Origin of the sequence: Pseudarthrobacter sulfonivorans, assembly GCF_024391045.1 — a bacterium.
Lineage (GTDB): Bacteria > Actinomycetota > Actinomycetes > Actinomycetales > Micrococcaceae > Arthrobacter > Arthrobacter sulfonivorans_B.
The window spans coordinates 1-24,536 of sequence record NZ_JANFCZ010000025.1 but is presented as its reverse complement, the minus strand read 5'-3'; the positions used below and the strand labels follow the sequence as shown (position 1 = coordinate 24,536).

General features: G+C 66.4%; 21 protein-coding genes. 10 read left to right on the top strand and 11 right to left on the bottom strand.

The features are described from left to right. Nucleotides 1-3: 3 nt before the first annotated feature. A complete protein-coding gene (locus tag NQJ30_RS15330) occupies nucleotides 4-930 on the bottom strand; it encodes an MSMEG_6728 family protein (RefSeq protein ID WP_255770859.1) in 927 nt (308 codons plus the stop codon). A 166-nt stretch (nucleotides 931-1,096) separates the two neighbouring features. On the opposite strand from NQJ30_RS15330, the gene NQJ30_RS15325 reads away from it, so the two are divergent. Continuing rightward, nucleotides 1,097-1,687: a hypothetical protein gene (locus NQJ30_RS15325; protein ID WP_255770858.1), complete on the top strand. Its 591-nt coding sequence runs from the start codon at nucleotides 1,097-1,099 to the stop codon at nucleotides 1,685-1,687. A gap of 171 nt (nucleotides 1,688-1,858) precedes the next feature. On the opposite strand, the gene NQJ30_RS15320 is transcribed toward NQJ30_RS15325, so the two are convergent. Together NQJ30_RS15320 and NQJ30_RS15315 are read right to left on the bottom strand one after the other, a co-directional pair. Further along, nucleotides 1,859-2,506, bottom strand: a complete 648-nt coding sequence (locus NQJ30_RS15320; protein WP_255770857.1) for a transglycosylase family protein — start codon at nucleotides 2,504-2,506, stop codon at nucleotides 1,859-1,861. 236 nt (nucleotides 2,507-2,742) lie between these two features. Further along, the gene (locus NQJ30_RS15315; protein WP_255770856.1) at nucleotides 2,743-5,373 is read right to left on the bottom strand and encodes an excinuclease ABC subunit UvrA; all 2,631 of its coding nucleotides are present in this window, start codon (nucleotides 5,371-5,373) and stop codon (nucleotides 2,743-2,745) included. Between the two features lie 48 nt (nucleotides 5,374-5,421). Here NQJ30_RS15315 and NQJ30_RS15310 point away from each other — a divergent pair, with 48 nt between their 5' ends. The 4 genes from NQJ30_RS15310 (at nucleotide 5,422) to NQJ30_RS15295 (ending at nucleotide 8,638) form a co-directional block, all read left to right on the top strand. Then, nucleotides 5,422-6,471 (top strand): adenosine deaminase, encoded by a 1,050-nt coding sequence (locus NQJ30_RS15310; protein WP_255770855.1) that lies wholly within the window; start codon nucleotides 5,422-5,424, stop codon nucleotides 6,469-6,471. A gap of 240 nt (nucleotides 6,472-6,711) precedes the next feature. Further along, nucleotides 6,712-7,644: a pullulanase X25 domain-containing protein gene (locus NQJ30_RS15305; RefSeq protein ID WP_255770854.1), complete on the top strand. Its 933-nt coding sequence runs from the start codon at nucleotides 6,712-6,714 to the stop codon at nucleotides 7,642-7,644. A 146-nt stretch (nucleotides 7,645-7,790) separates the two neighbouring features. Beyond that, a complete protein-coding gene (locus NQJ30_RS15300) occupies nucleotides 7,791-8,336 on the top strand; it encodes a YceI family protein (protein WP_255770853.1) in 546 nt (181 codons plus the stop codon). A 5-nt stretch (nucleotides 8,337-8,341) separates the two neighbouring features. Next, on the top strand, nucleotides 8,342-8,638 hold the full coding sequence (locus NQJ30_RS15295; protein ID WP_255770852.1) for an acylphosphatase: 297 nt from the start codon (nucleotides 8,342-8,344) through the stop codon (nucleotides 8,636-8,638). Here NQJ30_RS15295 and NQJ30_RS15290 read toward each other — a convergent pair. From NQJ30_RS15290 to NQJ30_RS15275, 4 genes are all read right to left on the bottom strand, one after another. Continuing rightward, nucleotides 8,625-9,860: an MFS transporter gene (locus tag NQJ30_RS15290; RefSeq protein WP_255770851.1), complete on the bottom strand. Its 1,236-nt coding sequence runs from the start codon at nucleotides 9,858-9,860 to the stop codon at nucleotides 8,625-8,627. The genes NQJ30_RS15295 and NQJ30_RS15290 overlap by 14 nt on opposite strands. A gap of 39 nt (nucleotides 9,861-9,899) precedes the next feature. After that, on the bottom strand, nucleotides 9,900-13,634 hold the full coding sequence (locus tag NQJ30_RS15285) for a TM0106 family RecB-like putative nuclease (RefSeq protein WP_255770850.1): 3,735 nt from the start codon (nucleotides 13,632-13,634) through the stop codon (nucleotides 9,900-9,902). A 168-nt stretch (nucleotides 13,635-13,802) separates the two neighbouring features. Then, the gene (locus NQJ30_RS15280; RefSeq protein WP_255770849.1) at nucleotides 13,803-14,999 is read right to left on the bottom strand and encodes a TerC family protein; all 1,197 of its coding nucleotides are present in this window, start codon (nucleotides 14,997-14,999) and stop codon (nucleotides 13,803-13,805) included. 38 nt (nucleotides 15,000-15,037) lie between these two features. Beyond that, nucleotides 15,038-16,741: a RecQ family ATP-dependent DNA helicase gene (locus tag NQJ30_RS15275; protein WP_255770847.1), complete on the bottom strand. Its 1,704-nt coding sequence runs from the start codon at nucleotides 16,739-16,741 to the stop codon at nucleotides 15,038-15,040. Between the two features lie 231 nt (nucleotides 16,742-16,972). Between NQJ30_RS15275 and NQJ30_RS15270 the strand changes: the two genes are divergently transcribed. Next, a complete protein-coding gene (locus NQJ30_RS15270; protein WP_255770845.1) occupies nucleotides 16,973-19,300 on the top strand; it encodes an FdhF/YdeP family oxidoreductase in 2,328 nt (775 codons plus the stop codon). 25 nt (nucleotides 19,301-19,325) lie between these two features. Here the strand turns inward: NQJ30_RS15270 and NQJ30_RS15265 are convergent, their stop codons facing one another. Beyond that, the gene (locus tag NQJ30_RS15265) at nucleotides 19,326-19,670 is read right to left on the bottom strand and encodes a DUF6457 domain-containing protein (protein WP_255770844.1); all 345 of its coding nucleotides are present in this window, start codon (nucleotides 19,668-19,670) and stop codon (nucleotides 19,326-19,328) included. Nucleotides 19,671-19,744: 74 nt separating this feature from the next. Next, nucleotides 19,745-20,719, bottom strand: a complete 975-nt coding sequence (locus tag NQJ30_RS15260; RefSeq protein WP_255770843.1) for an aldo/keto reductase — start codon at nucleotides 20,717-20,719, stop codon at nucleotides 19,745-19,747. A 157-nt stretch (nucleotides 20,720-20,876) separates the two neighbouring features. Here NQJ30_RS15260 and NQJ30_RS15255 point away from each other — a divergent pair, with 157 nt between their 5' ends. The 3 genes from NQJ30_RS15255 to NQJ30_RS15245 all read left to right on the top strand — a co-directional run bounded on the left by NQJ30_RS15255 (nucleotide 20,877) and on the right by NQJ30_RS15245 (nucleotide 23,189). After that, on the top strand, nucleotides 20,877-21,224 hold the full coding sequence (locus tag NQJ30_RS15255; RefSeq protein ID WP_255770842.1) for a GNAT family N-acetyltransferase: 348 nt from the start codon (nucleotides 20,877-20,879) through the stop codon (nucleotides 21,222-21,224). Between the two features lie 75 nt (nucleotides 21,225-21,299). Next, on the top strand, nucleotides 21,300-22,679 hold the full coding sequence (locus NQJ30_RS15250; protein ID WP_255770841.1) for an MFS transporter: 1,380 nt from the start codon (nucleotides 21,300-21,302) through the stop codon (nucleotides 22,677-22,679). A 42-nt stretch (nucleotides 22,680-22,721) separates the two neighbouring features. Continuing rightward, a complete protein-coding gene (locus tag NQJ30_RS15245; protein WP_255770840.1) occupies nucleotides 22,722-23,189 on the top strand; it encodes an SRPBCC family protein in 468 nt (155 codons plus the stop codon). 21 nt (nucleotides 23,190-23,210) lie between these two features. Here NQJ30_RS15245 and NQJ30_RS15240 read toward each other — a convergent pair whose 3' ends face one another. Then, nucleotides 23,211-23,708: a DinB family protein gene (locus NQJ30_RS15240; RefSeq protein WP_255770839.1), complete on the bottom strand. Its 498-nt coding sequence runs from the start codon at nucleotides 23,706-23,708 to the stop codon at nucleotides 23,211-23,213. 95 nt (nucleotides 23,709-23,803) lie between these two features. Here NQJ30_RS15240 and NQJ30_RS15235 point away from each other — a divergent pair, with 95 nt between their 5' ends. Continuing rightward, a complete protein-coding gene (locus NQJ30_RS15235) occupies nucleotides 23,804-24,127 on the top strand; it encodes a hypothetical protein (RefSeq protein ID WP_255770838.1) in 324 nt (107 codons plus the stop codon). Nucleotides 24,128-24,145: 18 nt separating this feature from the next. On the opposite strand, the gene NQJ30_RS15230 is transcribed toward NQJ30_RS15235, so the two are convergent. Continuing rightward, on the bottom strand, nucleotides 24,146-24,457 hold the full coding sequence (locus tag NQJ30_RS15230) for a hypothetical protein (protein ID WP_255770837.1): 312 nt from the start codon (nucleotides 24,455-24,457) through the stop codon (nucleotides 24,146-24,148). Nucleotides 24,458-24,536: the final 79 nt, after the last annotated feature.

Below are 24,536 nucleotides of genomic sequence, written 5' to 3'. Positions count from 1 at the left end.
CGGTCAGCCGGCGAGAACGGAAGGAGCCGGAACCGGGAAGAACACGCGCGGATCCTGCAGCAGTGCCGGGTAATCGAATGCGGACCGGTCGAGCACTTCGGTGACGCTGAAGTTGCGGCCGAAGCGGCCGTCGTCGAGCGTGATGGGACGGCCCAGGACCTGGCCCACGGCGAACCTGCGGCCGTCCTCGAAGGACACGGCGATGGTGGTCTTGCCGGGCAGTGTGGCGAACGCCTGTTCCTGTGCCTGGCGCTTCCTGGTGGGCTTCTTGACCAGCTTGGGCGGCAGCCTGCGCGGCTGCTTGGAGGGCCGGCGTGATCCGTCATCAACGTAAACGGGGGAGTAGCCGTCCGCGTCCGGCCCGGTGGGGATGGCTCCGGCACGCCGGACAGGGGGCAGTGCCACGGTATGGAGCTGCTCCGGATCAACGTCGGGGTGCGGGTCGCGAAGGATCCACAGGAAGTCATCCTCGGGGTCTGCGGGCAGGAACTCGTGCCGCGGCTCGGGCCAGACATAGTCCACGTCCACGTCGGCGTCGGTGAACACCGACTTATAGAACTTCGGTTCCTTGCGGAGCAGTTTCGCGCGGTGGCTCAGGTGGAAGTCAGGGTTTCCGAGCCATTCGGGCATGGGAATCTTGGCGGCGTAATCCGGGTGCGCTGCCTGGGGTGCGAACTCTGTGATGTTGGCGCGCGTGTTGTCGGCGTGGCCGCGTTCGGTCCATTCGTCCACCATCGCCAGGCCGTACCTGGTCAGCGCCGGCACGTGGCCCATCCACATGCGGACGGCGGGGTGGGTCTGCCAGCCGTATTCGGGGATCACCAGGGCCCGCAGGACCTGCAGCGCTTCGACACGCTGCTTGCCCAGCCTGGCGGTGTCCAGTGCTGCGGCGCTCTGCCGGAAATCGGGATACGGAAGGAAGGTTTGCATTCATTCAGTCTGACGGCATGCGGCGGATGTGCCAATTGCAGTGCCGGCCGCCACACGGAGCGCCCGCACGGCGGACCCAGGGTGTTCACATAGTGGACCGATGCATACACCGAACGCCTTGACCCACTAAGATCACCGAAACGCCCCACCGTCCCGGAAGCCCCCCATGACAATTTCACCTGAAACGACCACCGGAGTATCGCCGCATTTCAAGCCCAAGTTCGGGCAAATGCTCAGCCCGGAGGCCAAGGGCATCCTGGTCCTTGATGAATTTACCCTCGACCCGGCCGAAGCGCAGAAGGAGCAACACGGCTTCCGCGCCGTCATGGCCTCCGTGGCGCTGACCCTGCGCCGGATCGTTGCGCTGCGGATTGTGATTGCCCTTGTGGCCATCGGCAACCTGCCGTTGTTCCTGCTGACGAGCGGCTGGTGGATCTACGCCGTTTCCCTCACCCTCGTGGTGGCCGTCCACTTCGCCGTTTCCTGGCTCAACAAGCACGAACCCAAGGTGCGCCAGCGCCACATGCTGGAACTCCACCTGCACCGCGAGAAGAGCGCTAACTACCGCAAAGTCCGCGACGCCGTGAAGTACATGATCGACACCCCCAGCCGCATGAACGAGCACCTCTACCTCGAACTGCTTGCCGCTAAGCGCGTGGCCCTGAACGTGGCCCACGGCACGGTGGCGCTGCTGGACACCAGCGACGCCAAAGCCTGGAAAGTGCGGATCGTCCGGGAACTCCCGGCCGCTGCTTAAGTGCTGAGCACCAGCCAGAAACTGAATAAAGAACGACGCCGGAGCTCCCCTGGGGGTGGGGAGCTCCGGCGTCGTTCTTATTATGCTTTGCCGTCGCCCTTTAGGGGACAGCGGCAGCAGTGCGGCACGTTCCCGGGAAAGGGGAAATGGGGATCCCGGGAACCGTGAACGCTAGGCGGGGAGCTGGATGACTTGTCCGGCGAACACGAGGTTCGGATCCGCAATGGTGTCCAGGTTGGCGTCAGCAAGCTTCTGCCAGCCGCCGTTGATGCCGAGTTTGGCGGCGACGGTGCTGAGGGTATCGCCGGCCTCCAGGGTGTAGGTTTCACCGCTCAGCGCCGGAGGTGCGGAGTGCTGCGGTGCCGACACGGAGTCGCCTGGAGAGCGAACATCGCCCTGCGTGACCGGTGCCTGGGTTACTGGTGCCTTGGTGACCGGGGCGCTCTGGGGCGCAACCGCCGTCGCGCCCCCTCCGCCGCTCAGGCCAAGCTTCGCGGCGCAGGCAGGCCAGGCGCCCCAGCCCTGCGAGGCCTGGACCTGCTCGGCCACGGCGATCTGCTGTTCCCGGCTGGCTGTGGCCGCGGACCCGGTACCACCGTGAGCGGCCCACGTGCTGTCGCTGAACTGCAGTCCGCCGGAATAGCCGTTGCCCGTGTTCGTAGCCCAGTTCCCGCCGCTCTCACACTGGGCGAGTGCATCCCAGGTTCCGCCGTTGGTGGCCGCGTTGGCCCCGGTGGCGGACAGTGCAATCCCTGCCGCTGAGATGGCGGCTACAGCTGCTCCACGGCGCGCGGCAGTACGGATAGTGGTGTTTTTCATGTGATGCTCCTGAAGGCCACCGGCGCTCGGTCCGTCCCCGGAGGTTATCGCGCCACTGCCCGCCCCTGACAAATAGAGGTCATTTTTCGGTGTCTGCCGGCCGGGCAGTTCTGGTGGAGGCAGCACCGGGCATTCATTTCACCCGCAGGTCGGGCTTGCATTTCACGCTAAGACATCTCGCGGCCGTTATCAAACCGAGATGGTTTTTTGGAGGTCCGTTGGTGGTCCGTTCGCGATCAGTGGGCGGCCTGTTGGTGCAGCGCCGCGGCGAGGTAGGGGGCGGTGCGGCCCAGGACAGAACGCGCGACGGCGGCGGCGGTCCCGGCGGCCATGATCCGTCCGCCCGCATCGCCGCCGGAGGGGCCAAGGTCGATGACCCAGTCGGCGCCGGCCACCACATCCATGTCGTGTTCCACCACCACCACGGTGTTCCCGCTGTCCACCAGGCCATGAAGCTGTGTCATCAGCAGTTGAACATCGGCGGGGTGCAGTCCGGTGGTCGGCTCGTCCAGGAGATAGAGAGTATGGCCTCGGCGGCCCCGCTGGAGTTCGGTGGCGAGCTTGATGCGCTGGGCCTCCCCGCCGGAGAGTTCCGTGGCAGGCTGGCCCAGCCGCAGGTAGCCCAGGCCCACATCACGGAGGCTCTTCAGGCTGCGCGCCGCCGCGGGAATGTCGGCAAGGAACCCGGCAGCGGCGTCAACGGTCAGGCGCAGGACCTCGGCCACGTTCTTGCCACGGTAGGTCACCTCCAGGGTCTCCGGGTTGTAGCGTGAACCGCCGCACTCGGGGCAGGGACCGTAGCTGCCCGGCAGGAAGAGCAGTTCCACCGCGACGAAGCCCTCACCCTGGCACGTCTCGCAGCGGCCGCCGGCCACATTGAAGGAGAAGCGCCCGGCGCCGAAGCCGCGAGCCCGGGCCTGGTCCGTGGCGGCGAACACCTTGCGGACGGCGTCAAACAGGCCGGTGTAGGTGGCCAGGTTGGAGCGCGGTGTCCGTCCGATGGGCTTCTGGTCCACCGTCACCAGCCTGTCGATACGGTCCGTGCCGCTGACCGCCCCCACCGTCAGCGGCGCGGCGGGCTCTGCCTCATCCGGCTGGGCCGCTTCCGCTGGATGGTTCTGCAGGCCGGAACCCACAACGTTGGCAAGGACCCGGCTCACCAGGGTTGATTTGCCCGAGCCGGACACCCCCGTGACTGCCGTGAGGACGCCCAAAGGGAAGCGGGCATCAAGGTCCTTGAGGTTGTGCTGGCTGATTCCGGTCAGTTCCAGCCAGCCGTCCGGTTCACGGGCACCGGCCGCTGCCGTCCGCAACGCGGCGCCGGCCGCTGCGGTCCGCAACGCACCGCCGTCGGATGCGTCGCCGTCGGACGCACCCTCACCGTCCGTGCCGGTCGCGCCGTCGGACGTGCCGCCGTCGAACAGGAACGGCCGGGTGACCGAGTCCGTAACGGCAGCGAGCCCGGCAACCGGCCCGCTGTAGAGAACCTCGCCGCCGCCTTCCCCGGCACGCGGCCCCACGTCCACCAGCCAGTCGGCGCGGCGGACAACGTCCATGTTGTGCTCCACCACGAAGACGGAATTGCCCGACTCCTTGAGCTGGTCAAGAACGGCCAGGAGCGGCTCGGCGTCCGCCGGGTGCAGGCCTGCGGAGGGTTCGTCCAGAACGTAGATCACGCCGAACAGGCCGGACCGGAGCTGGGTGGCGATCCTCAGCCGCTGCATTTCACCGGGGGAGAGGGTGGGGGTGGCGCGGCCCAGGGAAAGGTATCCGAGGCCCAGGTCCAGCAGCACGGTGACGCGGTGCAGGAGGTCGGCGGTGATGGCGACGGCCACCTCGTTCTCCTCCCCGGAGGACTGGCGCCGCGACGCTGTTCCGGCGTCCTTGAGGCCGGCGGTGGGGCGGATGATCTCGGCAAGTTCCGCCATCGGTGCGGCGTTCAGTTCGGCGATGTTCCGGCCGGCGAAGGACACGTCGAGAGCCTCAGGCCGGAGCCCGGTTCCGCCGCAGCGGGGGCACGGCCCGGATTCCATGAACCTCAGGACACGCTCGCGCATGGCCGCGCTCTGGGAGTCCGCCAGGGTATGCAGGACGTAGCTTCTGGCGCTCCAGAAACGCCCCTTGTACGGCTTCTCCACCCGGTCCCGTTCGGGTATGACTTCGACCACGGGCTGCTCCTCGGTGAACAGGATCCAGTCACGCTGCTTCTTGGGCAACTTCCGCCAGGGGACGTCCACGTCATACCCGAGGTGGGTGAGGATGTCCCGGAGGTTTTTGCCCTGCCAGGCTCCCGGCCACGCGGCGATGGCACCTTCACGGATGGTCAGGCCGGTGTCCGGCACCAGGGAATTCTCGCTGACGGTGTGGGTAACGCCCAGCCCGTGGCATTCCTGGCAGGCGCCCGCCGCCGTGTTGGGTGAAAAGGCGTCGGAATCAAGCGGGGCGGCCCCGGCCGGATAGGTTCCCGCACGGGAGAACAGCATGCGCAGCGAATTGGAGAGCGTGGTCACCGTTCCCACGGTGGAACGGCTGCTCGGTGCGCCGCGGCGCTGTTGAAGTGCGACGGCGGGTGGCAGCCCCGAGATCATCTCCACCTTGGGGTTGTGCCCCTGTTGGATGAGGCGGCGTGCGTAGGGGGCCACGGATTCGAAGTACCGTCGCTGGGCTTCGGCGTAGATGGTCCCGAAGGCCAGGGACGACTTTCCTGAGCCGGAGACGCCCGTGAAGGCCACGATGGAGTCGCGCGGCACGTCCACGTCCACGTTCCGCAGGTTGTTCTCGCGGGCTCCCCGGACCCGGACAAAACCGTCGGCAAGGTGGCCTGAAGTGGGAAGGGTACGATCGTCAGCCTGCACAGGTGTCCGCATTGATCCGACTCTAGCCGTGACGCGGCCCCCGGACGATATCCTGAGCCGATGGACAATAACCCGGACACTGCCACCGATACGCTGCCGGAAACGGACCTGCCGGAGGCCGAAGCAGCGCCGCAGCTTCTCCCGCTCGCGGAACTGCACCTGCACATTGAGGGCACGCTGCAGCCCGAACTGATCTTTGAACTGGCCGAACGCAACGGGCTGGCCCTGCCGTACTCCGGCCTCGAGGAGTTGCAGGCACTGTACGAATTCAGCGACCTGCAATCCTTCCTCAACCTGTACTACGCCAACATGGCGGTGCTGCAGACCGAGCAGGACTTTGCCGACATGACCCGCGCCTACCTGGCCCGGGCCGCCGCAGCCGGGGTCCGGCACGCCGAGATCATGATGGACCCGCAGGCCCACATTTCCCGCGGCGTCAGCCTGGAAACCTGTGTCAACGGCGTGGCCTCGGCCCTGGCCACATCGGTGGAGGACTACGGAATTTCCACCCTGTTGATCGCCGCGTTCCTGCGCGACCTGTCCGAGGAGTCGGCGCTGGAGGTCTTTGAGGGCCTGCTGGCCATGAACGCGCCCATCGCGGCCATCGGCCTGGACTCAGCAGAAGTGGGCAACCCGCCGGCGAAGTTTGAGCGGTTGTTCGCGAAGGCGCGCGAAGCGGGCCTGCGGCTGACCGCGCACGCAGGCGAGGAGGGACCGCCGTCGTACATCATCGAAGCGCTGGATGTCCTCGGAGTGGAGCGGATTGACCACGGCATCCGCTGCATGGAGGACCCGGACCTGGTGGAACGCCTCGTGGACGAGCGGACTCCGTTGACGGTCTGCCCGCTGTCCAACGTCCGGCTCCGTGCGGTGGACACTTTGGCTGATCACCCGTTGCCGGCGATGCTTGCCGCGGGGCTCAACGTTTCGGTCAATTCGGACGATCCTGCCTACTTCGGCGGCTACGTGGATGACAACTTCGCACAGCTGCAGGCAGTGTTTGAGCTGTCGGATTTCGACCGATCCCGGCTCGCGGCCAATTCCATCCACTCATCGTTTGCTTCCGAGGAGCGGAAAGCTGAGCTTCTTGACGAGTTGAACCGCGGCTAGCTCCGCCCCGGGGGGGGGTCGCTAAACTGGGACTCGCGCGTGTCTGGGAAGTGACCGGCGGTTCCCCGAAAGGCGCTCCAGGGTTGAGAAAACAGCCCGCTAGCCGATACTCCTGCCTCAGTTCCGCTGTAATCGACGTCATAGTCGGTCACGACACGCAGAGTTAACCATTTCAAGTCGTGCGATTTAATACCGTCTTGGCAAGATGCCTAGAGACAGATCGCTTCACTAAGGGGAATCATGGCCACGTCCACCGTAGAAAACACCTACCTTCGACTCAAGACCGTGCTGGATGTCCTGACAGAGGGCACGTGGACCGGCGAAGCACGCAACGCCGGGGAAGTCCTGGCGGAAGCCACAGCACGCGTGCCCTTCACCGATCACGAGGCGGTGCTGCTCAGCGGTGGCATCCCGCGCGGCCACAAGACCCTCACCTCGGCCACCGCCAAGCTGGTCAGGGCCGGCTGGCTGGTCAAGGGCCGTTCCGGCTGGACCATCACCGAGGACGGCATGCGCGCCACCGTTGCGTTCCCGACCGGCGAGGCCTTTGCGGCAGCGCTCGACGCCGGCACTCCGGTCCCTGCCGACACTCCGCTTCCCGCGGCCCCGGCAGTGCAGAAGGCACCCGCCAAGGTAGCGGCCGCCGCCAAGACCGCCGGCGCGAAGGCCGTTGCCGCTGACGCCCCTGCGAAGAAGGCGCCCGCAAAGAAGGCCCCGGCCAAGAAGGCTGCCGAGGCTGTGGGCAAGGCCGCGAAGCTGATCGAGGAAGCCGTGGAGCCGGTGGTCAAGGCTGTCCGGACCCGGAAGGCACCCGCCACGAAGGCCAAAGCCGCGGCCGAGCCGCTGGAAGGCCCGGATGAGGAAACCTTCCCGCAGCCTGAAGCCGTGGCCGTGGCCGGTGACTTCAACACCCTCCTGGGTGCTCCGGAGAACTGGGCGCCGCAGTATGACGAGTCTCAGATGGACTTCGACTTCAGCTCGCAGCTGTGGACGAAGAGCACCGAACTGCCTGCCGGCTACTACACGTTCAAGATTGCGCTGAACCGTTCGTGGGCCGAAAACTACGGCGCCTTCGGTGCCTTCGATGGTGCCAACCACGAGCTGCATCACGATGGCGGCACCGTCACCATCCGCTACAACCACCGCACGCGGGACATCACCATCAACAGCTGACCTCTCCAAAGTTTCCGTCCACGTTACGGGCGTTATGGGGTGAAAAGGCGCCTTTATCTGGACAAAAACTCCTGAGTGAAGCAATGTGGGAACCGGCCGTACTGGCTGGTTCCCACATCTGTTTCCGAATACAAGGAGATGCAAAAGTGACCCTTCCCTCAGGCCTGACACCGGGCGTTTGGACCCTCGACATGTCACACAGCGAGATCGGCTTCACAGTCCGCCACGCAGGCATCAGCAAGGTCCGCGGCCGCTTCACCGATGCTTCGGCGGAGGCCCGCGTTGGCGATTCCCTGGCCGAGGCCTCGCTTCACGCCACAGTCAAAACCGCAAGCTTCGAATCCGGCGACGCCAACCGCGACGGGCACGTCAAGGGCCCTGATTTCTTCGACGTGGAGCAATACCCGGAGATGACCTTCCGTGCCACGTCAGTGGAAGGCGACGGCGAGGATTACACCCTCACCGGCGATCTCACCATCCGCGGCGTCAGCAAGCCGGTGGAACTGGAAGTCGAATTCACCGGGGTCGCTGTTGACCCGTTCGGTGCAACCCGCGCCGGTTTCTCCGCTGAGACCGACATCAGCCGCAAGGAATTCGGCCTGACCTGGAACGCCGCGCTGGAGGCCGGCGGCCTGCTGGTCAGCGACAAGGTCAAGATCAACGTCGAAGCAGCGCTGGTCAAGCAGGCCTGAGTGCCATGAGCAGTGGAAGCCCCTCAGGGGGCGATATCCGGCTCTCTGCCCGCGTCTTCGGCGTGGTGCAGGGGGTCGGATTCCGTTTCTGGACCATGGGCAAAGCCGATGAGCTGGCGCTCACGGGAGTGGTGAAGAACCTCGCCGACGGGTCTGTGTCCGTGGTTGCCGAAGGGCCGCAGGAACAGGTGCGCCAGCTGCTGGACTGGCTGAGGTCGGAGAACGCGCCAGGGCGGGTGGAACGGGTGGAAGAGGCCATCACCGACGCCGACGGGTCTTTTCGCGATTTCAGGGCCCGCTGACTCGTTCCTTCGGCCCCGGCGGGTAGGCGTGCCGCCGCCCCATCAGGATCAGCACAAACGCGATGGTGGCAGGAATGGCCGCCGCGACAGGGACCAACGCAGGTCCGGCCCAGGTCAAAGCGGCGGCCCCGAACATGGCGCCGATGGTGATGCCCACCTGGATGGTCAGCACGGTCAGGCCGTTGGCGGCATCCCGGTACTCGCCGCCGGCCCGAAGGATGGCGGACTGGTTGTAGATTCCCATGGCGCCGATGCCTGTGCCCCACACGAACATCAGGACCAAGGCAGCCGGCAGCGCCAGGTCTGCGCCGGACATACCGGCAAGCGTCACGCCGGGCAGGGCGGTCCCCACCAACGGCAGAAGCAGCAGCGACAGCACCACGCCGGCGACGGTGATGAGGTGCCACCGCCGCGGCTTTGAATCCACGGTGATGCCGGCGATCCAGATTCCCACCAGGCCGGCAACGCCCAGGATGCTGATGGACAGCGGGATGCTGAAATCGGGGAGCCGGACCTCGCGCAGGAACGGGGCAATGTAGGTGAACAGGGCGAAGTGGGCCATCAGCATCAGCGGCCAGCCGATGGCCACGATCTTGACGCCGGGCTGGCCGATCGCTTTCCGGAGCGACGGGTGCGGAGCGTCCGGAAGGCGCCGCACCGGGGGAAGCAGCCAGACCGCGAGGAGGGCCAGCACCACACCGGAGCCGGCCAGCACCAGGAACGCCGACCGCCAGCCGAGAAGGTTGCCCAGCGCCGTGCCGACCGGCGCTCCGATGGCCAGGCCCAGGCTGTTGCCGCTGAAGACGATGGCCAGGGCTTTGCCCACCAGATGCGCCGGAACAATCCGGGCCACGAAAGGGGCCATCGCGGACCAGAGCAGGCCGTGGGCGATGCCGCCCACAACCCGTGAACCCATTGCGGCCCCGAAGTCGGTGACCACCGCCACCAGAGCGTTGCTCGCGGCGAAGGCCAGGATCAGTGCGATGAGCAGGAAGTGCCGCGGAATACGCGCCAGGGCCATGGACAGCGGGATGACGGTGACCACAATGATGGCCGCGTAACCTGCGGTCAGGTAGCCGGCCGTTGCCTCCGAAACCTTGAAGTCAGCGCTGATCCGGGGCAGCAGGCCTGACGGCAGGAGCTCGGTGGTAATGGCTGTGAAGCCGATGGCAGCGAGGACGATCAGGGCGCCGACAGGCAGCTTGTTGGTCTGGGATGTCACCTATTGAACTTACCCTGCCGGCCGTCAGCACACGGGCGGCTACCGGGGCGTTGCCGGTGGCTTGGCCGCACTTTTGCCGGGGCTCAGGCCAAGGAACGCACCGAGTTCCTCGAGCGCCGCAGGTTTGGACGGCATGTAGTTGGTGAGCTCGGGCGAGCGGACGATCACTGCCCGCCATTGCCCCCGGGACACAGCTACGTTGATTCGGTTCCGGTTGAGCAGGAACTCGGCCCCCCGCGGGGCCTCAGCCACCGCGGAGCATGCCATGGAAACCACAACTACTGGGGCCTGCTGGCCCTGGAACTTGTCCACCGTGCCCACCCTGACACCGGCCAGGTCCGCCACCTGCAGTTCCTGCCGGATCAGCTGGACCTGCGCGTTGTAGGCCGCCACCACCAGGATGTCCTCGGCGGTCAGTGGCCGGGCGGGCTGGTCGCCGCCGGGAATCCATTTCAGCCCGATGTGCCGCTGCGCCTGCCGGACAACCTCGGCTGCTTCCTCCACGGAAGACGTGGTGTTGCCGGTGTGCGGCACGAAGACGGTCTCGACTCCAGCAGGCAGCCCCGCCAGGCTCCGCAGTGAGGCAGCGGGCGCCGACTCGAGCTTGCCGTCATAGCTGAGCACGGACACGGCACGGCACAGCTCGGGGTGCATCCGCCAGCTGTCGGCCAGGAAATAACCCAGGTTTTCCGGGAGGGTGGCGTGTCCGGCGGCGAGCCAGCCCAGCGCCGACTCATCCACGGGCTCAGGGTGCGCGCCCTGGCTGACCTGGGGCAGCTGCTGGGGATCGCCCAGGAGCAGCAGTCGTTTGGCCGCGCGGGCCACTGCCAGGGTGTTGGCCAGTGAGAACTGCCCCGCCTCGTCAATCACCAACAGGTCCAGCGATCCTGCAGGGACCGACTTTCCGGTCATCGTCCAGGCGGTGCCGCCCACCAGTGCACCGCCGGGGGAGGCCAGCAGGGCTGCGACGTCGTCGTCCTTCTTCCGGTGCCACGGCACGGCATGGGCGCCGACCACCTTCTTGGCCACCCGGGAGGGATCCACTCCGGCCGATTCGATGGCAGTGCGAAGCATGTTTTCCACGACGGCATGCGACTGGCCCACCACACCGATTTTCCAGCCGCGCGAGACCAGGCCGGCAATGACATGGGAACCCACGTAGGTTTTCCCGGTCCCGGGAGGGCCCTGCACGGCAAGGTACGAATGATCGAGGTCCAGCAGCGAGGCGGTGATGGCGCCGGCGTAATCCGCCGCGCCGGAGCCGGCTGTTTCGGGGCTGCCGCCTCCCGCCGGGGCGGGGCCGGAGAGTGAGCGGAAGCGCGGCGGGAGTTTGCGGAGGATGTCGACGCCGGGATGGCGGGGGAGGCAGGGAACAGCGGCACCCACCCGCTCGGCAAGTTCCGCCAGCGCGGCTTCGATGCTGGCTGTGCGGACCGGCTGGTCCTCGGTGAGGGCCACCGGCATGTGGGGGTACGCGGGGACTTTGCCGGTTTCCTTCTCCTCGATGGTGATGATGCTCTGACCGGGGATCCGGGGGTGGTCCTCCACCGCCGTCACCAGGGTGCCGAAGGTGAAGCCCCGGCCGGTGGTTCCGGACGACTCCTGCAGGCCGTCCGGGAGCGGGGAGTCATAAAGCCGGCACCAGGTGCTGCCCGGTTTGAAGTCGGAGCCTTCGCTCATGGTTCCGGTCAGCCTGAGCGTGCGGGTCCGCATCCGGACAGTGGGTTTGGCCAGCGCCCAGTCCGCCACTACCTCCGCGGTGTCCACTACAAATACGTTCCGGTGATCGGACCAGCGGTCAATTTCGGCTTCCGTGCGGTCGAAGTGTTCCCACCAGAACTGCTTCCGTTCCCGTCGGTGGTACCCGGTGGCCGCAGCCACCATGGCAATGGCCCGTTCGTCGGGGGTCCAGGGCCTGGTGTCGGGGAGCGTGGCCAGGTACTTCTGGAGCCTGAGCTCGCCGGGGGTGGGCTGCGCTTCGTGAACCTCGGGACCCTGCGGAAGGTCAGGTTGGAGCCGGAGCGGTGTGCCGCCGTCGTCCATTTTCCCCGTTCCCGGGCCCACGCCCGCAGGGTGGCGGCGAGGGGAAACGGAGTCACGCAGTCCCAGCAGCCAGTCCCGCAGCCGGAGGGTGGAGAGGCAGTCGTACTCGTTGTAATCGGAAATTGAGGCGAGGATTGTGGCCGCCTCGGCGGTGTCGCCACCGTCCCGGGCCGCGCAGTAGGCGGCATAGGCCACCACCGAGGCGCCGGCGTCCTTCACGTCGCCGGAGCGCAGGTTCTCTCCCATATACAGCGGCTCGAGTTTCTTGATGGAGTAGGACGGCTCGGAGATCCTGAGCGAATGCCGGGCCGTTGCGTAGAGATCCACCAGCACCCCCTCACGGAGCCAGTTGTCCACGATGTCCTCGCCGGCCAGATGCCGCACCGACAGGTTCCGCAGCGCCGATTTCTCATACGCGGCGTAGTGGTAGACGTGCATGTCGGGGTACCGCCCGCGGCGTTCTTCCACATAGGCCAGGAACTCCAGGAAGGCCTGCCGCTCCTGGTTGCGGGAATGCGCCCAGAACGGCCGGAACACCGGCTTGCCGGCACCCTTCGGCCCGACACGTGAGCTGTCCTCCGACATATCGGCCGGATCCACGGGTGCCTCGACCACGCCGAACAGGTACTCCAGGCCCCACTGGCTGGTGGCCGGGTCCTGCCAGAGCGGATCGCCTTCGAAGTCGAAGAAGATATCGCCGGGGCTGGGCGCCGGAATGGTGCCCAGGGCGTTCTCCGGCAGGACCTTGAAGGTGACCGTGTGGTCCTCGCCGTCCTTGGTGAACGTGCGGGACCCGTCGGGCAGGTCCCGGCCCAGCTGCATCCGGGCCTGGTCGCGGAGCCTGACCACCGAGCCCGAGGCCCTACCCGGCGGGAGGTCGGCCAGCGCATCGATGGTGGTGATGCCTTCGGCCATGAGCTTCTTGCGCCGGAGGGTGCTCATGCCGCCCACCATCAGGAGATCGCGGTGAGCCTGGACCTGCTCGGCGCAGTAGTTGCAGCGGCCGCAGTGCGTGACGCCCGGTTGCTGCCACTGCACCGCCGAATCCTGCGCCCGGTGGGCGGCGGTCAGATCGCGGAAGCGGTCGCGGCGCTCGCGGAACACGGGCAGCAGGTCCGGCAGGGAGTGGTGGCTGCGGACGTAGTCACCGTCGACCACTGCGCCCAGGACCAGGGTGACCCGGGGCGACGGGTCCAGGCCCATGCCGATAAGTTGATCGCCGTAGGCCGCCAGTTGCAGCAGCGCGCCCACCTTGGCATGCCGGGCAAGCTTGGTGTCCCACACCTCGTAGCGGCCAAGGCTGCCGGTGCCGGCGGCCTCATTTACGATGAAGTCGGCGTAGCCCAGGAACTCGCCGTCGAAGAAGGTGGCCTGGAAGACCACGTCCGCTCCGGCCCGGAGCGCCAGTTCGGTCTCGGCGTGCTTGGCGAGCAGGTCCCCGCGGGTGTTGTCCCCTCGCTCGAGGGAATACACCCCCGCACCACGGCCGGCCTCCCACAGGCCGTACTTCGCGACCAACCCGGCCAGGACTTTCGCCTCGTGCCGGTCACCGAGCGTCCCGGCCCGGCGCTGCATCTCGTCGTCGGGAAATTCGGCTTTGGGGGAGCGGCCCAGCTTCTCATCCAGGACGCGCAGTGTGCGGTACTCACACTCGCTGGCGGCCACCAGATCGCTGGCGGAAAACACCAGGTCCGGAGCGCCAGTCTCAGTGGCCGGATCGAGCAGAAACACGGGGCCTCCCCATTGATTTCCCTGGCCGGAGGAGGCTTCCCCCGGCCACGCTTTGAATCTATCAACAGGGACTGACAACCCGGGGTCACTCCATGCTGCTCCAGGGCGTCCCGGAGGGCATTAAGTGACCCTGCGTTGCATTAAGCCGTGCCTGATAAGCCGTGCCCGTTAGGAGTTCGCGGCCCGCACCTGGGCTTTGTCGTGCTCGGCGTGGGCGCTGCGGATGAGGTCCATGAACTCGGTTTCGTTGCGGACCAGCCGCTTGTACTTCTCCGGAAGCTTGCGGATCTGGTCTTCCTCCCACACCATCTTGGCGAAAATCTTGTCCCGCTCGGCCATGTCCGTCTCGTAGTTCAGGTCCAGGTACTCAACAGCGTGCCGCCTGGCGCCGGACACTGCGTTCTTGGCCTTGCCTTTGGGGCTGAAGATGGAGGCCAGGATGGTAACCACCAGGACTCCCAGGATCACCGTCAGGGAGACTCCGGTGCTGACTTCGACCACCTTGACGGGCTCGCCGTCGTTGATGAACGGCAAGTTGTTCTCGTGCAGTGCATGGAGGATGAGCTTCACGCCGATGAAGCCCAGGATCGCCGCGAGCCCGTAGGCGAGGAAGATGAGCCGGTCCAGCAGCCCGTCAATCAGGAAGAACAGCTGGCGCAGGCCCATCAGTGAGAACGCGGTGGCAGTGAAGACGATGAAGACGTTTTGCGTGAGCCCGAAGATCGCAGGGATGGAGTCCAGCGCAAACAGGAGGTCGGTGCCGCCAATCGCCACCATCACCAGGAGCATCGGGGTCAGGACCCGCTTGCCGTTTTCGACGGTGAACAGCTTGTCGCCGTCATAGTGCTGCGACGCCGGGAGGAAACGTTTGGCGAGCCGAACCACCAGGCCTTCGCTGTCGTCCTCGTGGTCATCGGGCTTGAGCAGGTTGCCTGCCGTGACCAGCAGGATGAGCCCGAAGATGTAGAACACCCACGCGAAACTGTTGATCAGTGCGGCGCCGAGGAAGATAAAGGCGGTGCGGGCCATCAGGGAGAAGACGATGCCGAACAGCAGCACCTTCTGCTGGTCCGCGCGGGGGACTTTGAAGCTGGACATGATGATCAGGAACACAAAGAGGTTGTCCACGGACAGGGCCTTCTCCGTGACATAGCCCGCAAAGTATTCGGTGCCCATGGTGGTGCCGCCAAACAGCAGCACACCAAGGCCAAAGATCAGCGCGATGCTCACGTAGACGGCGGACCAGATGGACGATTCCTTCAGTGAAGGAGTGTGCGCCTTCCGGACATGGAAGAAGTAATCGAAGGCCAGCAGGCCAGCGATTCCCGCGATGGTCAGGGTCCAGACAAGGGGGGAAACTGCCACGGTGGGGGCCTTTCGTCGTGGGTCTTCCTCCAGAGTACCTAAGCCGGTTTCAGGAGCTTCCGCTTCACGACGGCCTCCCGGGAGAGGGTTTTGTAGCCTTCCCGCTCAAACAGGACGGTGATCACATCGTCCTCATAGCGCATCACCAGCCCGGGACCCCACTTCTTGTGGGTCACTGGCGATTGGACCGGAAACGGGACGTTGTCCGCAGCAGCCGCGGCGCCGTCGTCGTGGTTTCCGGCGCGTGGCGGCGGTACGGCGTGCGGCCGGGCTTCCGCGCAGGAATCACAGTTGCCGCACGGCTCCGGGAGGTCTTCCCCGAAATACCCCAGCAGGAACTGGCGCCGGCAGCCGTCCGTTTCGGCATAGCCGCGCATCATCTGGAGGCGGGATTCGTCCACGCGCTGCCGGGCCTCGGCCAGGTCCACCGCGCGCTGCACCAGTGCCGCCGGCTTGGCTGTTGAGATGAGCCGGACGCCGCGCTTTCCGGAGCTCACCGCACCGGCGTCCTGCAACTGGTTCAGCAGGCCGGTCATGTGGCGCGGCTTGAAGCCGGTGAGTTCGGCCAAGGACGACGGGAAGACGGGTCCGTCCGACGCTCGGAGGGCCTTAAGCACAGCCAGCAGCGACTCCGGGTCCGGGTGGTGGGTACCGAAGAACTTCCGCAGCCCCAGGTCCTCGGCCCGGTAGTGCAGAATGGCCGACGCCGGCTGACCGTCCCGCCCGGACCGGCCCACCTCCTGGTAGTAGGCATCCAGAGAGGCGGGAATGTCGGCGTGGATCACAAAGCGGATGTTGGGTTTGTCGATCCCCATCCCGAACGCCGTGGTCGCCACCACCACATCCAGCTGGTCGCCCATAAAAAGTTCGAGGACCCGTTCGCGATCCGCGGCGGAACGGCCCGCGTGGTACGCCTCGGCACGAAGCCCCTGCGCGGCGAGTTTGGCGGCGTACTTCTCGGTGTCCTTGCGCGTGGCGGCGTAGAGCAGGCCGTGTTGGCGCGCACCGGTGCCCGCGCTGTTTCCGTTGACGAAGTCAACCACCTGCTGCACCACGGCCCGGCGCTTTTCCTTCTCCTCATGATGCCTGACCACGTCCAACATGATGTTGGGCCGGTCAAAGCCATGAACGAGGACCAGCGGATCCTTCATGCCCAGCCGTTCCGTGATCTCTTCCCGCACCGGAGGGGAGGCCGTGGCGGTCAGCGCTGCCACGGGCGGGTTGCCCAGCTGCTCCCTGACCGTGCCCAGGGTGAGGTAATCGGGGCGGAAATCGTGTCCCCAGGAGGAGACACAGTGGGCTTCATCCACCACAAGGAGAGCCGGGCGGACAGCGGCCAGGCGCTCCACGGTTTTCTTCTTGGCCAGCTGCTCCGGCGCCAGGAAGAGGAAAGCGGCCGCCCCCGACTCCACTTTTGCCCAGGCGTCCTCCACGTCCGCATCGCTGTGGGCGGAGTTGATGGCGACGGCGGCGCCCTCGCCCAGTGCCTCGGTGAGGCCTGTGATCTGGTCCTCCTGGAGGGCGATCAGTGGTGAAACCACGACGGCGGGGTGCCCCGTCTCCCGGTGCAGGTGGACGGCAGCCACCTGGTAGATCGCGGACTTGCCGTAGCCGGTGGGCATCACCGTGAGGACGTCACGGCCGTCAGCCAGGGCTGCCATGCCGGCGAGTTGGCCGTCGCGGAGTTTCGGGAGGGAGAAAGCGGAGGAGGCAAGCGCGCTCAGCGCAGGTTTCTCGGGCATTAAGGCAGCTCCGGGTGGTGGGTCCTGCGGCCGCTTGCTTCAGCCGTGGTGACCAGCCTACGCGAGGCGGGCTCCCGCCGTCGTCCTCGGTCTCAAAGCTCGCACCTTCCCTGGGCGCTGCCGGACCGCTTTTCCTTGACTTCCGGAGTCCCCTGAACAAGTGTGGAAGGACCCGTACCATTCTGAATATTTTCGTGTTGACGGTGTCAGTCTGAAGAAGGAGAGTGCAGCGTGGCGCGCAAAAATCCCAAGGTTGAAGAGGTCAACGAGGCCGGCATCGAGGTCACCGGCCACCCCAAGTCCTGGGCCGCCGGCGTCCCCGGCGTCTACCACTCCATGGAGCCCGCCATCGCGCACATGGGCGCGGGCCGGGCCGGGAAGACCCTGCTGGCGATGAACCAGAAGGACGGCTTCGACTGCATGAGCTGCGCGTGGCCCGACCCGGACCACCGCAAGACGTTTGAGTTCTGCGAAAACGGCGCCAAGGCGGTCACCTGGGAGGCCACGCCCGTCCTGGTGGGCCCCGAATTCTGGACTGAACACCCGGTGAGCGAACTCCGGCAACGCTCCGAGTACTGGCTCGGAATGCAGGGACGCCTCACCACTCCGGTCTACAAAGCCGCGGGTGAGGACCACTACCGGCCCGTCAGCTGGGACCGGGCCTTTTCCATCGTCGCGGACAAGCTGAAGTCCCTGCCCAGCCCGGACCAGGCCACCTTCTACACCAGCGGCCGGACCTCCAACGAGGCCGCTTTCCTGTACCAGCTGTTTGTCCGGGCGTACGGCACCAACAACCTGCCGGACTGCTCCAACATGTGCCATGAGTCCTCGGGCTGGGCCATGGGCCAGACCATCGGCATCGGCAAGGCCACCGTCGCCTACGACGACTATGCCAAGGCAGACCTGATCATTGTGATGGGACAAAACCCGGGCACCAACCACCCACGGATGCTGACCGCTCTGGAAGAGGCCAAGGAGGCCGGCGGCCACATTGTGGCCATAAACCCGCTGCCGGAGGCCGGGCTCCGCCGCTACAAGAATCCGCAGAAGGTCAAAGGCATCATCGGCCACGGAACCCAGATTGCGGACCAGTTCCTGCAGATCCGGCTTGGCGGCGACATGGCCCTCATGCAGGCCGTTTCCAAGCGCGTGCTCGACGCCGAAGCCAGGAACCCCGGCACGGTGCTGGACCATGCGTTCCTGGCGGAGCACTGCCACGGGCTGGAGGAGCTGAAGGCGCACCTCGCCGGGCTGGACGAGGCAGCGGTCCTGGCGGCCACCGGATTGCGGACCGAGGAAATCGATGAACTGGCGGACCGCTACCTGAGGGCCCAGAGAGTGATCATCACCTGGGCCATGGGCATCACCCAGCACAAAAAAGGCGTGGCCACCATCAAGGAGATCATCAACCTCCTGCTCCTGCGCGGCAATATCGGCAAACCGGGCGCGGGCGCCTCACCCATCCGCGGACACAGCAACGTCCAGGGCGACCGGACCATGGGCATCTGGGAGCAGATGCCGCCGTCGTTCCTGGACGCACTGGGCAAGGAATTCAGCTTCGATCCGCCCCGTGAACACGGTGCGGACTCCGTGGAAACCATCAGGAAGATGCGCGACGGCGCGATCAAGGTTTTTGTGGGCATGGGCGGCAACTTCGTGGCCGCCATTTCGGACACCCAGGCCGCCATCGCGGCGATGGAAAACACGGAGCTGTCAGTCCAGATTTCCACCAAACTCAACCGTTCGCACACCGTCACCGGGGCCGAAGCGCTGATTCTGCCCACCTTGGGCCGCACCGAGGTGGACCTGCAGGAGTCCGGGCCGCAGTTTGTGTCCGTGGAGGACACCGTCAGCGCAGTCCACGGCTCCCACGGCGCCGTCCCGCCGGTAGCATCCGGGCTGCTGTCCGAGGTGGCCATCCTCAGCCGGCTTGCCAGGAAGGTGGTGGGTGACAGGGTCAACGCCGACTGGGCCGGGTTCGAGCAAAATTATGACCTGATCCGCGATCATATCTCCCGGGTGGTCCCCGGCTGCGAGGACTACAACGCGAAGATCCGGCAGAAGGGCGGCTTTGTGCTGCCGAACGGCCCCCGGGACTCGCGCAAGTTCGACACCCCCCTGGGCAAGGCGATGCTCACGGTCAACCAGCTCGAACATGTGGAACGGCCGGACGGCACGCTGATCCTGCAGAGCATGCGGTCCCACGACCAGTTCAACACCACCATCTACAGCAACAACGACCGTTACCGCGGCATCAAAAAGGGCCGCGAAGTGGTGTTTGTGAGCCCGGAGGACCTGGCCGCCCTGGGCCTCAGCGACGGGCAGCACGTGGACATCCACGGCGTGTACCAGGACAACGTGGAGCGCGTGCTGCACAACTACCGGGTGGTGTCGTACCCCACCGCGCCCGGCTGCGCGGCCGCGTACTATCCGGAGGCCAACGTCCTTGTTCCGCTGGACAGCGTGGCCGAAGGCAGCCAGACACCCGTGTCCAAGGCCGTGATCGTTCGGCTGGAGCCCGCCAAGGCACACGCGCCGGCGGGGGTGGCTGCCGGCTGACTACCGGGCGCCGGGCCGCCGCAGGCTATTGGGCGCTGTGCGTCCAGCCTTTCGCGCCCGGCTCCGGGTGGGGGTTTCCCTGCTGCCGGGCGTCCTCGCACAGGCTGAACGCGACGTCGGCCGCTTTGGTGATGGACGCCGTCGAGGCTGTCTTGGAACCGGCGCTTCCCGTGCCGGCCTCGAGTGCCGCGGCGTAGCCCACCAGGAACGCGGTGATCGGGGCTGCGGCGTGCGTCACGGAGTCCGCGGATTTCCGGGCCAGTTCAAGGATCAGCTCCTGGTCCAGCTTCAGGTCCAGGATCTGCAGGGCCTGGGTCAGTTTGTGGGTCCACTGATCCAGAATCCGGGCTTCGTCGTCGTTCGTGGCCATGGTTTCTCCTTCGTAGGGTGCGGGTGCGGGTGCGGGTGCGGGTTTGGGTTCGTGGAAGCTGGAAACCGCGGCCGTCAGGTGTCGATGCTGGACATGTTGGGGTAACGGGCGCCCGCGGTGGCCCCGGCAGGCGCCAGCTCATCCAGCTGCTGACGGTCCTCTGCGGTGAGCTCGACGCCCACCGCCCCCAGGTTCTCGGCGAGCCGTTCGCGCTTCTTGGTGCCGGGGATCGGCACGATGTGCGGGCCCTGGGCCAGCAGCCAGGCGAGCGCAAGCTGGCCGGGGGTGCATTGTTTCTGATCGGCCAGCTCCTTCACCCGGTCCACGAGCTGGAGGTTGCGGGCAAGGTTTTCACCTTGGAAGCGGGGTGAATTCCGGCGGAAGTCGTCGGGGGCGAAGTCCTCAGCAGAACGGATCTGGCCGGTCAGGAAGCCCCGGCCCAGCGGGCTGTAGGGCACAAACCCGATCCCCAGTTCCTCCAGCACGGGGAAGACTTTGGTCTCGGGTTCGCGCTCCCACAGCGAGTACTCGGTCTGCAGCGCGGTGATCGGGTGCACGGCGTGTGCCCGCCGGATGGTCTCCGCCGACGCCTCGGACAGACCCAGATGGCGGACCTTGCCCGCTTCGACCAGCCCGGCCATGGCCCCCACGGTGTCCTCGATGGGGACGGTTTTATCCACGCGGTGCTGGTAGTAGAGGTCGATGTGGTCCACGCCCAGGCGCTGGAGGCTGGCATCGCAGGCGGCCCGGACGTAGTCGGGGTGCCCGTTGATGCCCACCCAGGAGCCGTCCTCACGGCGTTCATTGCCGAACTTCGTGGCCAGGACCACGTCGTCCCGGCGTCCTGCGATGGCACGCCCCACAAGCAACTCGTTGGTGAAGGGCCCGTACATGTCCGCGGTGTCCAGCAGGCTTCCGCCGGCATCGAGGAAGGCGTGGATGGTGGCGGCCGATTCCTGCTCGTCACCGGTCCCGTAGAACTCACTCATGCCCATGCAGCCAAGGCCCAGGGCGGAAACGGTGAGGGATCCGATCGTGCGGTTTTCCATGCGGTTCTCCTTTGCGGCGGAACTGGCTCAACGGCCTGCCTTTCCGCAAGCCGGATGGTGCACCGTAGGCCACTATAGGCGCGTTGTGCCGGGGGTCACAACAGGTTTGCGGAGCGGCGTTAGGGTGGACGAAAGACCGTAACGAAGGAGAATCCCCTTGAATGAGATCACCATCAGCAACAACCCGGACCGCGAACGGTATGAGGTCCTGGACGCCGGGAAAGTGATCGGGAAGGCCTGGTACAAGGCGTACGACGACGGCGGCCCGGCGGAGCGGATTTTCTACCACACGGTGATCAACGAGGACTACGCCGGGCAGGGATTGGCGGGCCGGCTCGCCAAGGTGGCGCTGGATGAGACGGTTGCCGCGGGGCTGGGCATCGTCCCGGTCTGCCCGTTCATCAAGAGCTACATCAACAGGCACCCGGAATATGACGGGAGTGCCGTGCCCATCACGCCCGCGCACCTGCAGTTCCTGGACAAAGCCCTGGCGGCGCGGGCCTGACGTTCTGTCTGGTTGGGACGGGCGGGGTCCGTCACCAAATCGCGGATCCAGCGGCCGGTAGAGCAGACTGTTTCCGTGAGCAACCAACCCCGGACCCGCCTGGCGGTCGCCGGCCTGAGCCTGGGCACGGCGCTGAACCCCTTGAATTCGTCCATGATCGCCGTCGCCCTGGTGGTGCTGCGCGCGGACTTCGGGCTCGACGTCGCCACGGTGACCTGGGTGATCACCTCCTTCTACCTCAGCTCTGCCGCGGGTCAGCCGCTGATGGGCAAGCTTGCGGACAGATTCGGGCCGCGCAGGATGTTTACCCTCGGCATGGCACTGGTGGCTGTGACCTGTGCCCTCGCGCCCTTTTCGCCCAATTTCGCCCTGCTGTGTGTGGCGCGGGCCGTGATGGCGCTGGGTACCGCCGCGGCATACCCCAGCGCGGTGGTGATGGTGGGCGCCATCGTCCATCAACGGGGCACCGCCCGGCAGGCCAGTGCCGGATCGTCCCGGCCCCTGGGCTATATCCAGATGGCCAACACCTCTGCCGCTGCCGTGGGTCCGGTCATTGGCGGGCTGCTGGTGGGCTTCGTCGGCTGGGAGGCGTTGTTCCTCATCAACGTTCCGCTGGCGCTGGCGGCACTGCTGATCGTACGCCGGGCGGCGCCTGCCGACGCGGCGAGGGAAAGTGGAAGCTTCGCGGCCCTGGTACGGGATTCGGACATCCCGGGCATCCTGGGCTTCGTCGGCTCCCTGCTGCTGGTGATGATGGCCCTGCTGGACGCGGTGCCGGGTTACCGGTGGCTGCTGCTGGGTGCAGGGACCGTGACCGCGGCCCTGTTTGCCTGGCGTGAGCTGCGGTTCAGCCCGCCGTTCCTGGACCTGCGACTCCTCGGCAGGAACCGGCCCCTGATGCTGGTGTACGTCGGGTTCGCCCTGTTCAACAGCGTCTACTACTTTGCCTTCTTCGGCCTGCCCCAGCTGCTCCAGGAGTCGGGCGGCTACGAACCGGGCCTGGTGGGGCTGCTGATGCTGCCGCTGGCCGCGGCCTCGGTCGTGGCCACGCCCTGGGCGGTCCGGGCGATGGGGAAGTTCGGCGTGCGGCGGGTGCTGATTGCCGGCGTCGTGCTTCTCGCTGCGGTGGCCGCCCTCATGTGGCTCCTCACGCACTCACTTGCCATCCCGCTTGTCCTGGTCCTCACCGCGCTCATGGGCGTTCCATTCGGGACGGTGAGCATTGCCTCGAACCAGGGCATGTTCGTTTCCACCCGGCCGCAGGAACGCGGAGTTGCTGCCGGAATCTTCCAGACGTGCCGTTACCTGGGTGCCATCACGGCCACTGTCCTGATCGGCGTCTTTGCGGCCGGCGGCGTGGACCAGGAGAGCTGGGGGCTGATGACGGTGACCATGCTGGTCCTCACGGCCGCGGCCTTCGGCGTGACGTTGATGTGGCGCGAACGGAAAGAATAGCCGGTCCGCGGATTCGCAGCAGTCACCGCTTATGATGGCCGCATGTCATCCTACGAAGTCAGCCGCAGCGCTTTCATTCCAGCCTCGCCGGAAGAGATCTTCCCGCTGGTCAACAGCTTTCTTGAGTGGACAAAGTGGTCGCCTTGGGAGAACGTCGATCCGGAAATGGAGCGTTCGTACTCAGGCAACGACGCCGGCGTCGGATCCCGTTACGCGTGGAGCGGAAACCGCAAAGCCGGCAGTGGAAACATGGAGATCGTCGAGTCCGACTTTCCCGGGACCATCAAGATACGCCTTGAATTCACCAAGCCGTTCAAAGCCGTGAACCCCACGACGTTCACGTTTGAATCGGCCGACGGCGGCACCCGGGTCACATGGCGGATGACCGGCGAGAACAAGGGGCTGGCCAAGGTCTTTGCCTTGGTGATGAACATGGACAAGATGGTGGGCGCCGATTTTGAGCGCGGGCTGGCCGCTCTGTCCACGGCCGTCATGGCCAACAAGGCCTGACGCGGGGGCTGGTTTCCGGTTCTAGCTGTCGAGGATCTGTTCACGGAGGATATCGGCATGCCCGCAGTGCTGGGCCAGTTCGCGCAGCACGTGCAGGTAGACCCAGTGCAGGGGGAGCGGGCCGCGGCGGTTTCCAAGGAGCATGTCGTCGAGCGCCAAGGACGATGTAGCCTGCCGCGCCGCCTCGTACGCCTCCCGGTGTGCCTGTTGGACACTGGCGATGGTGTCCTCGTCCGTGAGGATAAACGATTCATCAGGCCCTGCCGGGATGCCGATCTCGGCGCGTGACCGGCAGGTGACGGCTTCGTCGAACCATACTTTCTCCACGAAGGTCGCGTGCTTCACCAGGCCGAGCAGGGTTGTGCGGGACGACACCAGGGACCGGCGCGCCTGCTCCTCTGTCAACCCGTTCAGGCAGTTGTTGAGCATGGTCCGGTGGTCCTGGAGGAATGCCTCGAACTGGGCGCGCGCAGGCTGGTGGATGGCGTTCTCGGCGAAGGCGGAGTGGGGCGCAGGCATCCACGCAGTATCGCAAGGTCCGAGCGCGGAGGCAACGGCCGTCGTCGGGCGCGTACCCCATGGTGATCGGTGCGCTGCGCGCCTAGGGTGGAGCCATGTCTAATTCTTTTGCGTCCTTTGTGGAGACCTTCAAGAACGTCGGCGTTGCCAAGGCATACGGCGAACCGGTCAGCGTGGGCGGGGAAGAAATTGTCCCCGTGGCCCTGGTGTCGTTCGGGTTCGGCGGCGGGGGCGAGGCCGGGGACGGCGCCTCCGGCGGTGGCGGCGGCGGGATGGTGCTGCCCCTGGGCGTGTACGGGAACGACGGCGGCCGCGCCGGGTTCCGGCCCAACACCGTGGTCACCCTGGTGTGCCTGGTTCCGCTGATCGCCGTCCTCGGCGCGGCCGTCCGGGGCGCCCTCCGCGCGGCGAGGTCCTAGCTTTGCCCGGACCCGCGTCTAGGGCCGCCGGTTCCGTGCCTGGCGCGCCAGACGGTAGAAGGCATAAACGAATACGGTTTCAATCAGCAGCATCAAACCCAGCAGGAGCCACTGGCCCTGGGCGATGAAGACCACCGCCCCGGTGACCACCAGTGTTGTTCCGAGCCCCAGCGCATACAGGGCAAACCCGAGGGCAACCCTTGCGCTGCGAACGCCCGTCCGGAAGCCGAACCCCACCGGCTCCCCGCCGGGGTAGCCCGGCACGCGGTCGGGGGCCGCGGGCCTCAGCCTGTCGAACTCTTCCCAGGGGTCAGCTTCCGGATTGGTCATAGGTCCATTATCCCGCCGGTCACGCCGGCCGTGCCTGCCGGAGTCCTGCTTGCCTAGGCGCCGGCGGGGGCGAGGACGA